Source organism: Ignavibacteriales bacterium (assembly GCA_026390575.1).
Taxonomy (GTDB): Bacteria; Bacteroidota; Ignavibacteria; order UBA10030; family UBA10030; genus Fen-1298.
Genome location: JAPLFR010000015.1, coordinates 300,366 through 320,224, shown reverse-complemented (window position 1 = coordinate 320,224; position 19,859 = coordinate 300,366). Strand labels below are relative to the sequence as shown.

The following is a 19,859-nucleotide window of genomic DNA, read 5'->3' as shown; positions in this document are numbered from 1 at the left end:
CGCAACGGGCACGTGGCGAAACTGGCAGACGCGCTAGCCTTAGGAGCTAGTGGAGCAATCCGTGTGGGTTCAAGTCCCTCCGTGCCTACGGATTCATATCAGTATGTAAAGGAAGTCGGACGTGGAAGTTACTGTTGAGTCGTTGTCAGATGTCTTGCGTGCGGCGGAAATTACAGCTACACCGGAAGACCTCGCACCTCATTTCAACAAAGCATATTTGGAATATCGCAAGAAGATTGAAATTCGCGGATTCCGAAAAGGCAAAGCGCCGATTGATATAGTCAAGAAATTGTACGGTGATCTCATAGAGAATGATTCTCTTCATGAAATTGCAACGGAATTTTATCGGCAGGCTGTGAAAGAGAAAGAGTTAAAACCAATCGGCGAACCCATCCTTGTTGATATGGATTACAAACATGGTGAAAGCTTTCGATGTAAAATCCAATTCGACGTCCGGCCTCAGATTACGATCAAAGATTACAAGGGCATTGAAGTAGAAAAGATCGTTCACACGATCACAAAGGATGAAGTGGGAAAAGAACTCGTCCGCCTCCAGCGAGCCAATGCAACACTGGAAGAAGTAGAAGCCGTCGCTTCTCCAGAACACATCGTCACAGTTACTTTGCAGGACTTGGATGAAACGGGAGCACCGCTGATTGGTATGAAGAGTGAAAATATTCGTTTTTATCTCGCCGACGACCAGCTTGAACAACCGTTTAAGGATGCATTAAAAGACGCCAAGAAAAACGGCGAGTACTCTGTGCAGTTTGAGCACAAACATGATGAACATACACATACCGTCAACACGCAAATCATCGTCAAGAAAATAGAAAAGGTAACGTTACCGACTTTAGACGATGCTTTTGTCGCCAAAGTCACGAAAAACAAATTCACGACAGTCGAGACATTGCGCACGAATATCAGAGAAGAGATTATCACTTACTGGAAAGAAAAAAGCGAGCGGCAAGTCATCAATTCGCTGACAGCGGAAATCATCCGTCGTCATGAGTTCCAGGTGCCGGAATCGCTCATTCGTAGCGTGTTGGAAGGATTGTTGGAAGAAGTCAAGAATGAATATCCGGATAAACGCCTGCCATCCGAATTTAACGAAGATAAGTTTAAAGAAGAGAACCGCGCATACGCAATCTATCAAGCAAAATGGGCTCTCTTGCGTGAAGAATTAATCAAGACAGAGAACGTTGCTGTTTCAGATGAAGATTTAGAAAAGCTGGCAGAAGAGGAATCGGCCAAAATTAAAATTCCAAAAGATCGCCTTATCAACTATTACAAATCTTCCGAGCAAATCAAAGACCGGTTGATCGGCGATAAATTATTAAAACTTCTTGTGGAGTCCGCGAAGATCAAGGAAGTTCCAGAAAAAGTATAAGCAAGCAGAAGGAAGAATTCATTATGAACTATCCGGAAATTTATAATCAACTCGTTCCAATTGTCGTGGAACAAACCGGCCGCGGTGAGCGGTCGTTCGACATTTTTTCGCGGCTCTTAAAAGAACGCATTGTATTTCTCGGTACTCCCATCGATGACACAGTTGCCAGTTTGACAATTGCCCAACTGTTATTTCTTGAATCGGATGATCCGGATAAGGATATCCATCTGTACATCAACAGTCCTGGCGGGAGTGTGTCCGCCGGACTTGCCATTTATGATACGATGCAGTATATTCGACCAGATGTTTCCACAATTTGTATCGGCATGGCGGCAAGTATGGCGGCTGTGCTGTTGGCAGGCGGAATGAAAGGAAAACGTACGGCGCTGCCCAACGCACGGGTGATGATTCATCAACCGTGGGGAGGCGTGCAAGGTACTGCATCGGATATCAGCATTCAGGCAGAGGAAATTCTTAAAACGAAAAAGCGTATAAATGAAATTCTTGCCGTACATACAGAACGTCCATTGGCTGATATTGAAAAAGATACAGATCGTGACTATTACTTAGCCGCCAGTGAAGCGAAAGAATACGGAATAATCGACAATATCCTTGTGAAGCGGACGGCTGAAATAAAGAAAGAGAAATAATCGTTCACCTAATACGGCAGTGGTACGAAGCCGAAAATTATATGGCACAAAAACCTAGGCAGGGCGAAAAAATAGCGTGTTCCTTTTGCGGACGCACTCCAGAAGAGGTCAACAGCATCATCGCGGGACCGGATGTCTACATCTGCGATCTCTGTGTTGCCAGTTCCGTTGATATCATCAAAAATAATATGGCGGCAATTAATGCTCGGCGGTTTGGCTTCCGTCGTTCGCTGACACCTGTTGATATCAAGAAGGCACTCGACGAATTTGTGGTAGGTCAGGATTTAGCCAAGCGCACGCTTGCAGTTGCCGTGTACAATCATTACAAACGAATCGACGCCAGCGATCAGATGGCAAATCTTGATGAAGTGGAAATCGAGAAGAGCAACATTTTGCTTGTAGGCCCGACCGGAACCGGCAAGACTCTGCTGGCACAAACACTTGCCCGTATTCTTGATGTACCATTCGCCATCGCGGATGCGACAACACTGACGGAAGCCGGCTATGTAGGGGATGATGTTGAAACGATTCTTGTCTACCTCCTGCAGAACTCTGATTACAATGTTGAGAAAGCCGAACGCGGCATCGTTTATATCGACGAGATAGATAAGATTGCACGCAAAGGCGACAGCGCGTCTATCACGCGCGATGTCTCCGGCGAAGGCGTACAGCAAGCGCTGCTGAAGATTCTTGAAGGCACCATTGCGGGCGTTCCACCGAAAGGCGGACGCAAGCATCCCGAACAGAGTCTTATCAACATCAATACAAAAAATATTCTTTTTATTTGCGGCGGTGCGTTTGACGGATTAGAAAAAATTATCGAGCATCGCATCAGTCAAAATCCTGTCGGGTTTGGTGCCGATTTGAAAGGTAAAAAAAGCAGGTCGCGGGAAAAATTACTGCAACAGGTAGAACCGGGCGATTTGCTCAAGTACGGACTTATTCCAGAATTTGTAGGCCGCTTACCTATCACCGCTACACTTGATCCGCTTGACGAGGCGGCGCTTCTCAATATTCTTACTCAACCGCGTAACGCCATTGTGAAGCAGTACCAAAAACTTTTTGCGCTGGAAGGTGTAGAGTTAGAAATAGAAGAAAATGCTCTCAAGTCCGTGGTCGATAAAGCGATGGAACGCGGTACAGGCGCTCGCGCTCTTCGTTCCATCATCGAATCGGTGATGCTCGATGTCATGTATCACTTACCCTCTCGAGAAAATGTCTCAAAGTGCATCATCACCAAAGATACAATCGTCAAAGCGAAGGATCCGGTATATTTATACGAAGAGCGGAAATCTGCATAACAATAATAGGCTCTCGAAATCTTCCAGTACGTTATCAGTGAGTCAAACAAATGCCCGCAGGATATTCTCTAACGGGCATGTTGTTTATTGCAAGAAATAATTTTCTTAAGATTATTTTTTTACGATGCGGGGATCCCCGTTCCGCTAACACAATGAATCTTTATATCATTGAAAAGTACCGCGATTACTGTTTTGTTTCGTTACTTTTAAATCCTGAAGCTGCGGTGCTTTCACTTTCAATTCAAATCTGTACCCTTCAAGTGTTCCCATCGGGAACCATGAAAAAGACATTGTCCAGCAATGGAGATCTCGTGTGACGCTGACAGATGAAAAGTAATGCTGTTTCGCGACAAAATTGTACCAGCCGCTCGTAGAAATCTGCCACTTCTCTGTAAGATTAAACGAAAGACTTGCACTCAGTTGGGAAGTGCGAGAATAGTAATTCGGATCTGGCTGCGATTGTGAAAAGTTGTAACCGAGTGTGACATTCCAAGGAATGCTGAAATCGGCATCTTCCCTGTCATAAATGGAATAGTATATCTTTTTCTGACTTGGCTGTGTTGATCCCTCGCCTGATGCCGCCGCCTGTTCTTGCTTTACTTTATCCGGAATACCTGCCTCACTTGGCTTCTGCTTCTTATCACCCTTAAATGATGTGGATAAGCTGAGCGAGAAGGCTGTTAAGTCGCCGAACCTGCCTTGTTCTTTCAAAAGAAACTTGTTCACGCGAGCGCCATGTCCGTTGTTGGCTGACGGATCAAAGGCATAGAGATTATAATTTGCACTTCCACTAATGCCGAGGTACTGTCCAATATCTGTTCGGTAGTTAATATTGACATCGGTGAAATTCATTGAGTCCGCTGCAAAATTATAACTCACACCTCCGCTAATATTTAATAATTGGATTTTATCTTCTGTTTTCGCGCTGTCGTTCTTTTGATATTTCATCTCGAAGTTGTTTCCGACACCGAAGGAACCGGTCATCGAATACTTCTGCATGTTGTCGCCGTAGATTTGCTTATTATAAAACAAACCGAATGTTGGCGTCACCGTCTGGCGGAACGCTGTAACACCAAACATATTCGGCTGGAACATCCCAAAGAATCGTGTGCTCACATTAACACCGGTGTTGAGGTTTCCATTAATAATCCGATCCCGAGTGCTGTTATAGACACGCAGACTGTCGCCCGTGTCGATTGCCGGCGTCGTTGTCTGCGTCCACGTCCTCGTATCACTCATCGAGAAAGAAGGCGACACCGTAAAATAGCCGAGCTTGGGAGATATACTCAGCGAAAAACTTTGGGAGAGTGCTTGCGTGTGAGTATTGGTAAAATCGTTCATGGAGCTGAGCCCCACTTGTGTTGTATCCAGCTTGGCTGAAATTGTTGATGGGCTTTTATGAAGAGTATTGTTAAAGTTTGCACTGTAATTAAATCCTAAAAGCTCGACAAAACTCAAATCGGCTTCTGGCATCGTTGAAAGTCCGCGTGTTTTCGTTTTCTTGCGAAATGGAAAGACCGTTCCTTGAGTAAAAGCAATCGAGGGAAGAACTTCGCCGGTCTCATCAGTAACCAGGTTTTGATCACGCGACAGGTTGATCGATAACCATCTGTTAGAAGATTCCCAGCTCTTTGAATAGGCGGCATACGAGTACATATTCTGCTGAAGAATTTCACTGAGATTGAAGCTATTGTTCTTGAAAAAGTTTCCGTCCATAAAAGTGAAATTCACACTGAGATTTGATGACGGAGTAATTTGCTGGCCGTGTGTAATATTGACATAATACTCGCGCGTTTTGCTGTAGCCTGGATCGCTGGGTTCGCCCTCTGGAGAGCTTGTGATCCGGGCTGTGATACTGCCGCCAAATTTGTACCGAAGTGCATAGCGTATGTTTGTTTGATTTTGCCATCGTCCCCGCGAGTAGAGATCGAATATCGTTGCCAGATCCCAATAATCGCTGGCAGCCCAATAATATCCTAAATGGCTTAGGTACCATCCAAACCGATTGTCGTTGCCGTATGCCGGGGCGATTAAACCGGACGACCGTCCGCCGTGCGCCGGGAAAACTCCGAATGGTAAAGCAAAGACGGGAACATCAGCAACATATAAATATATGGGCTCCGCCACAACTTTATCACGCACAAATACTTTCATCTTTGGACTGCCAAAATAAAAATGAGGATTTTTTAAATCGCACGTAGTATAAATGCCGTCTGCGACACAAAGTACGTCGGGGTCAACTTTTTTAATCTGATCACCGACGTAGTACCCATTATCCATCTGCGTGTTGCCAATAGTAATCTTTCCTTTCCGCGTGCGGAAATTATATTTCACTTGATCGCCTTTGTACTCTTCACCGCCATCGCGCATAATCGGCTTGCCAATGACAGAATCGGCTTTCGCCGTATCCGGTACACCATGTGCAATCAGAGTAGCATTATCCCAATTCACGTTCACACGTTCAGCCTTCAAACCGGTAGTTTGGTACTGCATCTCGCTCTTACCGAACAAATTCATATAACGCGTACGGAGAGAATAAATAATAGAATCTTTCGCGGAATAATTTATAACAGTGTCAACGCCTGCGCTTGCACTACGTTTTGTAGTGTCTTGAACAGACGTCTGTATCTTCATTGTATCGGCTGACACTTTTTGAGCGTGTGCCTGTTCAACAACAAGAAGAATAAGAAAGAATAATAATGAATGAACCCGAGTCATAGTAAAATTAAGATAGAAAAAAATGCAGAGAAGTGCATTGGATGGTGTATCGTTGGTTGCATCGTATTCTTCATCAACAGAGATGATTGATAACTATGATGGCTATCGCCATTCACCAAGCTCCGAGTTGAGCGCACACCATCACGCCATAGAACTGCTTTTCAAAATTTAAGCTTGCATACGTATACACACCAAGTCCGGCGTACGCAGTGAAACGCCAGAACCATTGCGCTTCAACCGGTACACTGATGCTTGTATTCGTCGTAATATCGGTTTGAGTCTCGTATGCTGCGCGCACCAATCCAAGGCCGGCACCAACAGAGACATAACCGTAATCCATTTGCCAAATGGGTCCGTAAAGAATTCCATAGTCTGCCATTTTGTAGATTGTATATGACTGATCAACCTTTTGCACGGTTGGATTATTATTTGTCACGCCAAGCATTCGTGCACTCATAATGCTTCGGTCAAATTGATAACAGTATACCATACCGCCATTCATCGCAAAAGTTTTGCCAACTAAAGCCGGGCCAGCGCCGAGATTTACCCACCATGGATGGTGCTGACGAACGGGTTGAGAGTTCAGATTGTCAAAATAGAGCGAAGACCCCGCGTTTATTTCAGTAGTGATTTGTGATTGTACTTGACCAATCGGAAATAAAATAATAATCCCGCAGAGCAATCCCACAGAGCATACCTGATTCATGAATTCCCTTTTTCGCTTAATCGTTCACTTACATAGTACACAATATAGGAAAAAGTCCGTACGACGGCACGTGTTCTTCTCCTCAAAAGACGAATTCAGAGTACGGATAGAAACAGCCAGTATACTGCAGTATTCAGCATGGTCAATGGAATACCGATTTTTGCAAAATCCCAGAATGTAATTGTATGGTGAGATTTCTTTTCGGCATTTTGAATAATTATTATATTACTTGCCGCGCCAAGAATAAAAAGATTACCAGCAATTGTACTGCCTGCTGCCAGCGCCATGAACCCCTTTGTCATTGTACCTGCATGTATGAGCATTGGCTGATATAGTGCCACCAGGGGCACGTTCGAAATGAGCTGGCTGAACACAATGCTTACGCTTAATATCATCCCTGTCGAGGTAACGTCTTGTTTGCTTTCTGCAAGAATATGTTGAAAGAATCCAGATTTCCAAACCGAATCCATCAGCACAAACATCGATGCGAAAAATAGTAGCGTATGCCAATCAATCTTTCTCATGATGATCCACCGCTGCTTACTTCCTATGAGAATTGGCAATGCAGAAGCCAGTGCGATGTAGGTTAAGCGAAATTCAATGTCGAATCGAAGAACGACTGACAGTATTTTCAGTGCAATCAACATTGCAACAATTTGAAATGAAAATTTTGATAGAAACGCAAGTTCTTGATTCCGAATCGGTTCCTGCGAATATTTGAGCGGTACATCATGAAAGTCGCTTCTGTAGAAAAGCTTGAGCAAGATATACGCAATACATAAGTTAAGAACTGTAGGAATGAACAGCCATCGGAAAAACGTACCAAACGGATCACCAATTTTTCCGTTGAGCGCAATAAGCAGGTTTTGCGGATTACCGATTGGGCTTACAACACTTCCGATCGTGACAGAGAACGCAAGCGCCAACAGCAGAAGTTTCGGCGACATTTCATGTTTTCGGGCAAGGAGAAGCACCACTGGTGTTCCGATGATGGCAAGTGTATCGTTCATGAGAAGAGCGGAAGCACCGCCGAAACCAAATATAATAAACAGTATGAGAGAATCAACAGAGTGCGCTCGTTTGAAATATTTGTACGCCGCATGCGCGAGATATCCGCTTTCTTCCAGCGCCTGTCCGATAATAAACATTCCAAACAAAAAAATCATCACGTCAAAGTTCATCGCACGGAGAGCGTCGAATGGAGCAATCTGTCCGGTAAGAAGCACTATTCCAGATCCCAACGTCATTACTTGCCAGATCTGAAGCCGGATGTTTCCAATTTGCCGAATTGCGATAAGAACAAAAACCACTGCAAGCGTAAAGACCGAAATATTCATGAAGTAAACGATAATTGCATTTTTGCGTTCTGAGGTATTCTCTCTCTCATAACATTCCATTCCGTTTTCTCAAAAACCATTCGAGCGCAAAGACTAAGATAACAAGTGCAAGCATCCATCGGGAATTCCAGATTTCAATTTCTGCCGACTTGCTTACATCATGCGATTTGAAATTTGGCATCGTTGTCACATCATGATCAAGCGACCCTAAATTATTGCTCTCGTAATACCGTCCGCCTGTCTGTGCGGCAATCTGTTGAAGCAATGGTTTATTCATTCGTGTCTCAAGAAATTCTGCGTTTTGACCGCCGACAGAGAATGTGCCTTGATCACTGCCAATTGCCGCCCCGTTCACCATCACTGTTGCTGTAAATTTATATTCGCCTTCCTGCAAAGATTCAAACGCACCCTGATATTGACCGCTGCCAAGTGCGTCCAATACTATCGAACTTGTCTCACTTTCATGCCTGACGCGCACTTCTATCTGAGCTTCATCCAGCGGCTGAAAATTGTCATCATACACTTGAGCCATGAACTCAACCGCATCCTGCGTTGTGTAACTATGCTTTGATGATTGCACTCGAATCCTGCGCGAATCTTCCTGTGTTGTCAACCAGCGAATTGCGTTGCTGATAAAATGCTCAAGCATCAGTTCTGCTCCGCTTCCAGCATCTGACAACATGTTCCAACGCCATACACCATACCCGAGCACTGCGAGAGATTTCCTTTTGTTCACATTCCTTACTACAATAAATGGGTCAGTCAGCGGCATCGATTGTAATCGAACAGTGGCAAGCACCTCCGATTCGATCTTCGAACGGAAGTTCCCTTGTTGGCGGAACACAGGTGGAAGTTTGGACCAGAACCCAACGGTGTTGATAGTATTGCCAATTTTCAGGATCGGGTTATTCCGCTGCGTTTCTGGAATCGCGGCAAAGATTTGAAGCTCATTGCTTATAGCGCTTTCTACACTAAACGGTAAGAGCGGATCCAGTGTGTGCAGTTTTCCAAGTTCAATTGTTCTGCTCAAGAGTATGAAAAACGGTTTCCCTGCATCCGCAGCATCTAAAATCGCTTGCAAACTGCGCGGAAGACTGTGCTCTGTCGGGAATCCAACAAGCACAATACAATCAACCGTTTTCAGCGCTTCGGCATTCAAAGTGTTTTCATGAAATTGTCCATCGTTCTCCTCAATGAACGGCATGAGTTCGACATTCTTGTCACTCGCCATTGCACGCCGGATAAACGCTTCATCCTGACTTGGTGCACCGGCAATCAATGCCACGCGCAACTTGTTCTTTAAAACCTTGACGAAGAAATTCATACGATTATTTTGCGGCGTGAGTTCTCCCGGAAGACTCGAAACCTCTGCCGTAAATTTCTGCATCCCCTCTTTTTCCGTTATGAACGAGAGCGGAACAAGATAATCACGTGTACCACTTTCTAATGTCAACGACTTCTCATCAAGCAGTGTTGCACCGTCACGAAGTGATACCTGCACTCGCTCGCCGCCGAATCCAGAGCTGTGCACCGTTACATTGACAGGTAATTTGATTCCAGCGTATGTAATCTCATTCGTCAGCGTTTTTCGGATGAGAAGATCTCTCTGCTCGATTGTATCGCCAACACCAACGGTGAACACCGGCACACCCAATGCTTCTGCTTCATACAATGGATTCATCCCAATGGTTGAATTGCCATCTGTGATTAACACAACGGCTTGCAGGTTGGATGATACAGAAGTCTGTTTTTTCGATTTCAAGGCTTCAGCTATATCGGTCCCTTCACCTTTAAATGTCAACGAATCATCGGTAATAGCTGCGAGACTTCTGGCTTTTACATCGAAGAGCGAATATATCAATCTTCCATCTTGGCTGATGTGTTTCCAAACATCATACCCTAGAATTGATTTTACTGTTTCATCACGCCGCCCTGTACGGTCTGTTATTGCCATGCTCTGAGAATTATCCACCAGTATCGCAACAATGGGCTTATCGACAGAACGAGTAACGAGTGAAAGCAGCGGCTCGCCAAGAAGAAGAAATAATAAAAACAATCCGATACTACGGAGAGAAATGAGACCGTACCGTTTTGCAGATGAGACAGGCGGCACCGTACTACGATACACAAATAACGACAACAGAATGGAACACACAGCGGCAAGCAGAAGTAAAACAAAACGGAAGAGAATGGAAAGATGAAGCTCCGGCATTTGCAGTACTTACTTGAGATACAATATTTTGATCGAACGTATCGCGTTCGGTGTTTTCAGGCGAGCAAAATATATTCCAGATGCAACTTGGCGTCCATCATTATCTGTTCCATCCCAATGTTTCGTTCCTTGTGTACTTACTGCACCTTGAAAAATATTTTTAACACGCTGACCAAGAAGATTAAAGACTTCCAATTCTACATTCGTTGGTTCAGGTACTTCAAACATAATGAGAGTGGAACTGTTAAATGGATTGGGATAATTCTGATAAAGTTTGTACTGAGTAGGTACTACTTCTCCATTTGGAATAGGAAATCTTTCGATCAAACTATCTGGTGTCGGCTCAAGAGAAAAATAATCGGTTGGAGCACCCGATGGCGCCCTCCAAGTAACACCTGATTGATCCCGTGCGGTGACATATCCGACAGCTGTAGAATTCAGTTCAGTGAAAGGAAGTGTCATGAAATACTCGTCATTACTTGTTGCCGGAATGAACTTTGCAAGTTTGAACGTTGCGTCCCATGGTTGTTTGAAATAGAGGAAGACAGAATCCATACGAACAGAACCATTCTGTTTGATCCAAATAGTGATTTGATAGGAAGAATCGGTTTTCGTCACCATTGGTCTGTTGCTGAATACCGGGCCCAAGGACAATGCAGCAGCATTCACATCCACAAAACCACTGCCGTAATAATTATTTGGATACGTGGCAGTTTCAGATGTCCCATCTTTTCTCTGACTTGTCGTTCTCATCAACGCATCCCGCACTTGCATATTCGTCATTTGGGGATGAGCAGAAAGTATTAACGCCGCTGCACCGGCAATTAATGGCGTCGCACAAGAAGTACCTGAAGCATAATAATACCCAGTCGTGGTTGACCCGTCAGCCCAATACACTCCCATGCCTTGTGCAACGAGTTCCGGTTTGATTCGGCCATCAGCAGTCGGGCCACATCCGCTGAACACCGCAAGTTCACCATCCGATGATGTTGCACCTACCGAGATGATACTGTCAGCGTCGGCAGGAGATTCGAGTGTCGTATCTGCCCGTTGCGACTGGTTACTATATCCACTGATATATCCTGAATTTCCCATTGCTGTAACAACGAGCACACCTTTTCGTGCTGCAATCACTGCAGCCCGAGCAACTTTTGTTGTTCTTCCGTTCATATCGGTATTTGTATAGGTCGGCGTTGATACGAACTTCTTATACCCGAGGGAAGACGATGTAATATCAGCACCAAGACGTTCTGCCCATTCGAGAGCCGCTATGTACGTATCTTCTTCGCTGTTGAAATCGGCCGTGGTTCCGCTACTGTCCATTTCAGTCTTTGCAAGAAGAAACGCAGCACCGAACGCAGCACCTATCATATGCCCGTTATCAAATCCGCCGATAGCGGACAACGTGCCTGCACCGTGATCTCCTTGACCTGGACTTGTCGTGACTTCCCATGGTTGGAGCGAAACATCATCGATGTTATGAATAAAGTCATGTGTCGCAATCACTTGTACGTTTTTTAATGCCGCATGCAATCTGTAATTATTGAATCCATCATCCAGCATACCGATAAGAACACCAGTACCATTTACACCAAGAGCATGAAGATCAACAGCTTTCATATTGGTGAGTTGTGTTGCTGATGACCCATAGTTTATTCTCTGTACTCCCGATAATTTCTCAAGGGGGAGCAGCGGCATTGATGATGGCAGCGGTTGTAAGTGTTGAAATTGCACCACGTGTTCTATTTGAGAAACCACAGGCAAGGCATTGAGCATTTGGCATTGCTGCAGTGACGCTTCGACCGACACAGCGTTCAACCATCGTGATACTGTTCGTATCTTGACTCCCGTTTGTTTGATTTGAGATAGGACAGCTTCCGAAATTGGAACATCAAGTTCATCAATCAGCCTAACAGGAGGAAGAGATTTCGCGCGCCGATTGAGCGCACGTTCTGTAATACCTAATGATTGGGCAGTCTTTTGGGATTGCAAATTCGACATTGGTGACTTCGGCGTCCGGAGAATAATCCAATATGACCTGGTTTGATTTATCTGCGCTTCTCCATGACAGAATAAAAGCGAGACAGTCATAATTGCAATCCTGATGTGCTGGGAAGAGATCATCGGATTTATTACTTCAACAAAATCAATTTTGTTGAAAGTATGTTTGATTTCGTTTTCAAGCGCGCGATATACATTCCTGCTGCTACCGACATGCCGCGTTCATCGACTCCATTCCACCGGTACTGCTGGGTTCCTGATTGGAGAACACCGCGGAAAAGTGTCCTTATCAATTGCCCCATAATATTAAACACCGCAATCTCCGCTTCTTCGCTATTCGGCATATCAACAAGAAGTGTTGTGGAAGGATTAAAAGGATTCGGAAAATTACGGAGAACATATTTTGAGGGAATACCATTCGGTGTTTGCGATACGACCTTTGATGTATCGTTTTTGGGATTTAGACTAAATAATTCATCAGGAGCGTCAAATGGATTTTTTCGAGTCGATCCAGAATTATCCCGCGCAGAAAAATATCCTATCGAGGTCGAATCGATCTCTGCCTTCATCACAAAAGCGTCATATTCATCGGTAGTTCCGGTTGCTCTCAGCGCAACACGTTGGTATGTTCCTGCTGATGCTTTCTTATAAAATAAAAACAAAGAGTCCGCTATGAGTGATGTCTTTGATTTAATTTTTGTTGAAACAATATATGCGGTATCATTTGCAGTGATCGTTGGACGATTACTAAAAACCAGTCCCCAATATAAAACGGCATCAAGCGCATTGACATATCCCGAACCATAGTAATTATTTGGATATGAGAGCGAACCAATTCTACTATCATTCATAATATCTCGTTGTGCAGTGTTCATGAGCGCTTCCCGCACTTGCATCGGCGTCAAATCCGGATGGGCAGAAAGAACAAGCGCAGCTGCACCTGCGGTTAATGGTGTAGAAAAGGAAGTGCCGGCTCCGACAGAAATAGCGTTCGTTGATCCGCTTGCAAAATAGACGGACGAGCCTTGATTTACTACCTCCGGTTTTATGCGGCCATCGGCAGTGGGACCGGTCGAACTAAAGCTTGTCAGCATACCAGACGCATCGGTCGCTCCCACCGATACAATGCTGTCTGCATCCGCTGGAGTCAAAATCGATCCAGTTCCGGGTTTGGAACCCCATACAATTTTAACAACAGTACCATTGATATTGCGCTGGATAATTGTATCGGTTTTCGTCCAACCTTCATTTCCCATCGCCGACAATAACAGAACTCCTTTACGCGCCGCGATTAATCCGGCAAGAGATGTTGTACCCGTACGCCCATCCTTCATCTGATAGACAATATCACCGGCATTATAAATTCCAGCTGGATCAAAATCATCATAGCCGAGCGATGTTGAAATGATATCGACGCCGAGACGTTCCATCCACTCGAGGGCTTCGACGTAATTATCTTCTTCGAGTGTAATTTCGACGCTGTCGATTTCCGTTTTTGCGAGAAGAACAGAAACACCATAGGCAGCACCGATCATGTTTCCGTTTTGAAAGCCTGCCGCGATCGAAAGGGTTGCCTCTCCGTGATTTCCTTGACTGGAAAATTCTCCTGGCGCGATTGAAGTATTGCTGTCGCGTTGGACAAAATCATACTCAGCTACAACAGGAAGATTTTTCAATGCAGCATGTGTGGTGTGGTAATTAAAACCATCATCGTCCATACCAAGCAGAACACCCGTACCATTAATTCCGAGTGCATGGACATCAACAACTTTTGACCGTGTATGCTGGGTAAGCGAAGGACCATAGTTTATTCCATCGACATTTGTCTTCTGGAATGGCTGCTGCTCGTAATTCGTTTCCGGGTTCGAACGCTTCTGCACCATAACCTGCATGACCGATGCAACAAATGGTTGAGCTCTTAGAAGAGATACCTGTGACGGTGCTGCTTCGACTGAGGCAGCATTCAACCAACGCGATAGACTGTGAACAGTAACACCAAGCGTACGGAGCTGGTTCAGATATTCTTGCGCAACGGGGAGATCAAGTTGGTCAATAAGACGATGTGGAGAAATCACTTTTGCCCGGCGCTTGAGTGCCCGTTCGGAGATACCAAGAAGAGCGGGAGTGGCTGATTGAAGATTGATTGCTCCTTTATCGCGGAAGAACACCCACGTGCGCTGCAAAGAAGAGGACTGTGCACCAGCAACATCTGAAAGCAACAGTATCACACAGAATGCTATCTGCATTTGATTTTTTATCTGTGTTTTCACTTTGTTTCGCAATCAACTCTTCAGTTAAGACTTTGCATCTTGAACTAATTTTTCTACAATCTGGATTGCCGAAACACCTTCTGCCTCTGCATTGAAACTTGTCACAAGACGATGACGCAGCACGGGTCCGGCAATCGCTTTGACATCTTCGATGTCTGGTGTGAAACGTCCATGAAGAATTGCGCGCGATTTAGCGCCAAGAATTAAATATTGCGATGCGCGCGGACCGGCACCCCATCGAATCCAATTTTTAATGTATGCAGGTGCCTCTGACGAGGATGGCCGCGTGCGGTCTGCTAACCGAACGGCAAATTGAATGACGTTGTCTGCAACCGGCACACCGCGCACAAGATTTTGAAACTCAACGATATCGCCGGCAGAAAGAACGTGATCTACCGACGCATCATATCTGCTTGTTGTCGTTTTAACAATTTGAACTTCTTCCGCAAACGACGGATAGTCCAGCCAGAGATTGAGCATAAACCGATCGAGCTGGGCTTCAGGCAACGGGTACGTTCCTTCTTGTTCAATCGGATTTTGCGTGGCGAGAACGAAAAACGGTTCATCCAGCACGTACATTTCTCCGGCAGCCGTTACGTGATGTTCCTGCATTGCTTCTAACAGAGCGGCTTGTGTCTTTGGCGGTGTGCGGTTGATTTCATCGGCAAGAATAATGTTTGCAAACACCGGTCCATGGATAAATTTAAATGCCTTTGTCCTGGTGGAAACATTCTCTTCAATAATTTCCGTCCCGGTTATATCGCTCGGCATTAAATCGGGTGTGAATTGAATACGGCTGAATTTTAATTCCAGCGCCTGTGCCAACGTTTTAATGAGAAGTGTTTTCGCTAACCCCGGTACGCCGATGAGCAGGCAATGCCCGCGAGAGAGGAGTGTGATAAAGAGATGCTCAATGATTGTGTCTTGACCGACAATCACTTTGCCGATTTCTGTCCGCAGGTCTGCGTACGCCTTTGTGAGCCGTTTGATAGATCCAACATCGTCAGCTGGTTTTATTTTCGTTGCCACATGTTCACCACTATTTCCTATTGTATGTGCACTGCAGATCAGAGACGGATATCGACATAAATAGTTTTCTTCAGTTCATCGATCCATTCTGCATTTTGTTTATTGCGCTTCATGTAGAGCGCCAGCTGTTGGATGCGCTTGAAGTCGTCCTGCAAATTAATCGCATGCGGTGCCGTTCGTTTACGCATCCAAACAATATGGAAGCCGTACGAGGATCCTACCACCGTACGAAGCGGTTCACTGATTTCTCCTGCATTCATTTCTTTAATTTGTCCGGCAAAATCCGGTTGGAGCTGGTCAGCGGTCAGTGTACCTAAATCGCCGCCGATGGTTTTCGTGTCCTCATCCTCAGAATATTTGCTCGCTAATTCTGCAAATGATTTGCCATTGAGCGCTTGCTGCCGAACAGCCCGTAGTGTGTCGACTGCCGCAGAATCACTTGCGGGCCCCTTATCGATCTTCATAAGAATATGGCGTGCATGTACCGATTCACCGCGCCTGCCGAGCAATTGGATGATGTGAAACCCAAATTGGGTTTTCACAATGCGCGAAACATCGCCTTCCTTCATCGCAAACGCAGTTTCTTCAAATTCACGAACAAATACTCCGCGTTTTTCCCAGCCGAGGTCGCCGCCGCTCGCGGCAGAACCCGGGTCCGTTGAATATCGTTTAGCAAAGTCTGCAAAATCTCCGCCTGCTTTTATACTGTCAAGAATAGATTGCATAACCTGCCGCGTTTTTGCTTCTACCGCCGTGTCAGGTTTCGGTACAATGTAAATATGGCTCAATTCGAATTCTTCCGGAACCTGCGGTAAACTATCTTTAAACGATACAAAAAAATCTTCTACTTCGCGGGGCGTTACCGATAATGCGGCTTCGCGCTGCTGGCGAATCTTCTGTACCAGAAGCTGGTTTTTAATTTCGGTTCGATACTCACGTTTTATGCGGGCGATGGATTTCCCGTACATCTGCTCTACACGCTGTTCGGACCCAACCTGCCGGACGAAGTTTGCTATCTGCTGATCAAGCGCACGCGTTACTTCGTCTTCTGTCACTTCGATACTATCAATCAACGCTTGGGCAAGAACGAGTTTATCTGAAACCAATCCTTCGAGCACTTGCATGCGCAACCCGGGTTGGTTCGGATCCATACGATTTTGCACTGCAAGGAATGTAACGCGCTCGTTCAACTCCGATTCGGTAATAATCTCTTTGTCTACAACCGCTACAATCCGATCGACCAGTGTTTGAGCCGGCAGAATAGCAGGAATCAGGAGAGAAAGAGACACTAAGAATTTGCAAACTTGCTTCATACGTTTTCCTATTCTTCTGTTTTTGCCTTTCCTGAATCGGATGCCAAGTTGATAAATACTTGAATTGCATGTTTTGAGCGAAGGTTCTGAACGAGTTGATCATACATCTGCCGCCGCCGTTCTACAGTCAGCCGTCCGCGGATTTCTTGTTCTACGAATGGTACATCTGCTGTCTGTCCTTGCTTGATAAATTTCCATACAACAATAATATAATAACCATTATCAGTGCTTATGGGAAACGAAAGCTCGCGGTTTGTCGATTTTGATGCGACGCGCCATAACTCTGCCGGTATCAGCGTTGCTTCAGTCCGGTACGATGAATCTACACGCAGTACGACCGATTGCGCATGTTGATTGATTGCAGAATTCCATTGCGTTCCTTTCAGCACAAGATTGCGAAATTGTGTTGCAGCATCTCGGTTCTTAAAAAGTGCAAAGCTGACTAATGCCATGTCGTGCATAACGTTAAATTCTTTACTATGTGCGTCATAATATTGACGAACATCCTGCATAGTAAAATTCGATGTCTGCTGGGAGTACACTTCTTTCTCTAAGAGTGCATTGATTGCCAATTGTCTCCGCACATCCTCTACTTTTTGATTCATCTCCTCCGTACGATCGAGACCGCGATCTATCGCCTCACGATACAGCGATTCTTCTGTGAGCCACCGTTGTATGTACTGCTGAATTTGTGCTTGCGATGGCTCACGCGTTGTATCAATATGTGCACGGATTTCTTCTAAGGCCAGCGTTTGCTTGTCGATGCTGGCGACAGGTGTTTTATCCGGTTCATTCTTGGAACAACCGATCGCCGTGAGAGCAAGAAGAACAGTGAAAAGATACTTATTGGGATTCAACCCGTTTCCTTTTAAACGCTTCTGACAATGCTTCTTTATTAATGGTCACCGGAAACTTTTTCTTGAGAGCAACGGTCCAATCCTGTTCGCGCTGTTTGGACGCTGCTTCTTGATACCCGCTTGCAACTTCCGGTGTTGCATCTTCAAAACTCTTCACATGCGCGCTGTCTATGGCAAGCGTTTTAACAATTGACCAGCCCGATTTATATCTAAATGGTTCGGACACGCTGTCCATGGCCATTGTTGAGGCTTTACGCGATAAATCGTTTGCTGCAAAGGGCTGAAAGCCCCACACACCTTTTTTCTCCTGATACCCTGTACGATTTGTGTATTCTTGCGCGACATCCAGAAAGTTTTCACCATACTGCACCTTCCAGTATGCCGCCTTTGCTAAGCTATCCGATACAGTATATATTTCGGCAAAGTTGACACGTTCCGGCCAGCGATATTCTTCTTTATGCGCATTGTAATATTCTTTCAGCAGTGAATCATTCACCATCACTTTCTTCCATACTTCGTCTTGTTCAATACGATAGAGAAGAATTCCTTCTTTATAGTCCTTAAGAAGATTTGCCAGCAACGGATATTTGTCCACGGCATGCCGTGCATGTTCATCGAGCGCCACAATATCAAGCATTTTATTCGTGAGCAGCCAAATATTATCAGGCGTTAACACATAGCTCTTGAAATCGTTCGTCGCGAGAACCTTGTCTGCAAAATCATTTACCGTGAACGAACGTTCTGTGCTGTGGATAAGTGTCATTTTCAAAATTTCGAGTGAAAGTGTATCTTTCCATCCTTCATTGCCGGATAGCTTGGTTGTATCCAACGATGAAATTAGTTTGCGTGCGACCGAAGAATCAATACTCACATGGTACTGCGCTTTCAATCTCCGCACATAGTTATCGTAATCGTATTGGTACCGTAATTGTTTGTACTGTTCCTTCAAGTCATTTTGCATATCCGCAAACGATGGTAATCCCTTTTTCTCTGTACATTTGAAAATGTGATACCCGTAGTTGAAACGGATCGGTTCGGAAATTGAATCGACATTTAACTTAAAAAATACATCTGCAACATTTTGCGGAACCCGACCGCGTTCATAGAAACCGATGTCGCCCTGGTTGGGTACGCTTCGCGGATCCTGGCTGTACTTGTGTAACATATCTATAAAACTTGCCCCGCTTTTAAGTTTGCGGTAGATCATCCAAACGGTATCACGTACTGCGGCGGTATCCGTCAACCCTTGATTAAAACGCACAAGGAGATGAGTGATGCGCACCGAACCGGAGTTCGGCTGGCGACCCGTTACTTTAATGACATGATACCCGTACTGTGTTCGAACCGGAGTTTTAGTATACTCACCAGGCATCATTGAATAACACGCATCTTCGAACTCCGGCACCATTTTGCCGCCGGAAAAGAACCCTACGTCACCGTAATTGGTTTTCACGGTTGGATCTTCCGAATATCGAATTGCAAGCGAATCAAAAGGGACAGTTGGGATTTGTTCGATAACATTCTTTGCGCGTATATATGCCATTAGTGTGTCATCAGGCTTTGCATTAGGTTTAAGGCGAAAGATTATATGACTGGCGCGCACCTCATCTTTTTTCTTGTCATACATTCGCCGCACACCCTGGTCTATAATTTCTTTCTCAATCATATAAGACTGAGCCACAGAAGTGTTATAGGTTTCCATTTCACTAATAACAGCAGAATCTTTCTCAAGCCCCTGAGCATATGCTTCTTTTACTTTTAGCTTGAAATTGACAAGCAAGTCAAGAAACCGTTCCCGGTCTTCTTTCGTTGAGACAGTGCTCGTGTCCCAGCCGCCGTTGTTTTTGGCATAGTTATCTTCAAAGTAGTTCAGTGTGAGTTTTTCATCGCCAATGGTGGCAATTGTTGGATTCGATGCCCCGCATCCAAACAACAAGAGAATAGGAATCAGGCTGATTCCGAAAATGAGTTTATGCGTCATAGTTCTCGTAACCTTTGATTTTAAGATGATAGGAACTGTTGCTAATTAAAAAAGTAATCAAAAATGCCTCCGCAAGCAAGGAATTGTGCAGGTGAAA

The 19,859-nt window shown here is 45.0% G+C and carries 12 protein-coding genes, 1 tRNA gene and 1 pseudogene; 4 read left to right on the top strand and 10 right to left on the bottom strand.

The genetic code is table 11. From position 1 onward, the window contains the following. Nucleotides 1-6 precede the first annotated feature (6 nt). The 4 genes and pseudogenes from NTX44_12650 to clpX all read left to right on the top strand — a co-directional run bounded on the left by NTX44_12650 (nt 7) and on the right by clpX (nt 3,317). Nucleotides 7-88, top strand: a tRNA-Leu gene (locus NTX44_12650). Between the two features lie 33 nt (nt 89-121). Further along, entirely contained in the window at nt 122-1,387 is a 1,266-nt protein-coding gene (gene tig, locus NTX44_12645; protein MCX6122449.1) for a trigger factor, read from the top strand. Between the two features lie 23 nt (nt 1,388-1,410). Continuing rightward, on the top strand, nt 1,411-2,037 hold the full coding sequence (gene clpP / locus NTX44_12640) for an ATP-dependent Clp endopeptidase proteolytic subunit ClpP (protein MCX6122448.1): 627 nt from the start codon (nt 1,411-1,413) through the stop codon (nt 2,035-2,037). Between the two features lie 41 nt (nt 2,038-2,078). Continuing rightward, nucleotides 2,079-3,317 (top strand): annotated as a pseudogene (gene clpX, locus NTX44_12635) (ATP-dependent Clp protease ATP-binding subunit ClpX). Between the two features lie 186 nt (nt 3,318-3,503). Here clpX and NTX44_12630 read toward each other — a convergent pair. The 10 genes from NTX44_12630 to NTX44_12585 all read right to left on the bottom strand — a co-directional run bounded on the left by NTX44_12630 (nt 3,504) and on the right by NTX44_12585 (nt 19,762). Continuing rightward, entirely contained in the window at nt 3,504-6,056 is a 2,553-nt protein-coding gene (locus tag NTX44_12630; protein MCX6122447.1) for a putative LPS assembly protein LptD, read from the bottom strand. A 112-nt stretch (nt 6,057-6,168) separates the two neighbouring features. After that, the gene (locus NTX44_12625) at nt 6,169-6,762 is read right to left on the bottom strand and encodes a hypothetical protein (GenBank protein MCX6122446.1); all 594 of its coding nucleotides are present in this window, start codon (nt 6,760-6,762) and stop codon (nt 6,169-6,171) included. Between the two features lie 95 nt (nt 6,763-6,857). Then, nucleotides 6,858-8,159 carry an anion transporter gene (locus NTX44_12620; GenBank protein MCX6122445.1) on the bottom strand — a complete coding sequence of 434 codons (1,302 nt, stop codon included), beginning with the start codon at nt 8,157-8,159 and terminating at the stop codon, nt 6,858-6,860. Further along, nucleotides 8,146-10,311 (bottom strand): VWA domain-containing protein, encoded by a 2,166-nt coding sequence (locus NTX44_12615; protein MCX6122444.1) that lies wholly within the window; start codon nt 10,309-10,311, stop codon nt 8,146-8,148. Before NTX44_12615 ends, NTX44_12620 begins: the two co-directional genes overlap by 14 nt. A gap of 9 nt (nt 10,312-10,320) precedes the next feature. Beyond that, nucleotides 10,321-12,402 carry a S8 family serine peptidase gene (locus NTX44_12610; GenBank protein MCX6122443.1) on the bottom strand — a complete coding sequence of 694 codons (2,082 nt, stop codon included), beginning with the start codon at nt 12,400-12,402 and terminating at the stop codon, nt 10,321-10,323. Nucleotides 12,403-12,443: 41 nt separating this feature from the next. Then, nucleotides 12,444-14,582 carry a S8 family peptidase gene (locus tag NTX44_12605; GenBank protein MCX6122442.1) on the bottom strand — a complete coding sequence of 713 codons (2,139 nt, stop codon included), beginning with the start codon at nt 14,580-14,582 and terminating at the stop codon, nt 12,444-12,446. 24 nt (nt 14,583-14,606) lie between these two features. After that, a complete protein-coding gene (locus tag NTX44_12600) occupies nt 14,607-15,611 on the bottom strand; it encodes an AAA family ATPase (GenBank protein MCX6122441.1) in 1,005 nt (334 codons plus the stop codon). A gap of 38 nt (nt 15,612-15,649) precedes the next feature. Beyond that, nucleotides 15,650-16,924, bottom strand: coding sequence for a peptidylprolyl isomerase (locus NTX44_12595; protein MCX6122440.1), 1,275 nt, complete (start codon nt 16,922-16,924; stop codon nt 15,650-15,652). An 8-nt stretch (nt 16,925-16,932) separates the two neighbouring features. Next, the gene (locus NTX44_12590; protein MCX6122439.1) at nt 16,933-17,781 is read right to left on the bottom strand and encodes a peptidyl-prolyl cis-trans isomerase; all 849 of its coding nucleotides are present in this window, start codon (nt 17,779-17,781) and stop codon (nt 16,933-16,935) included. Next, entirely contained in the window at nt 17,768-19,762 is a 1,995-nt protein-coding gene (locus tag NTX44_12585) for a peptidylprolyl isomerase (protein MCX6122438.1), read from the bottom strand. The genes NTX44_12590 and NTX44_12585 overlap by 14 nt, the downstream gene beginning before the upstream one ends. Nucleotides 19,763-19,859: the final 97 nt, after the last annotated feature.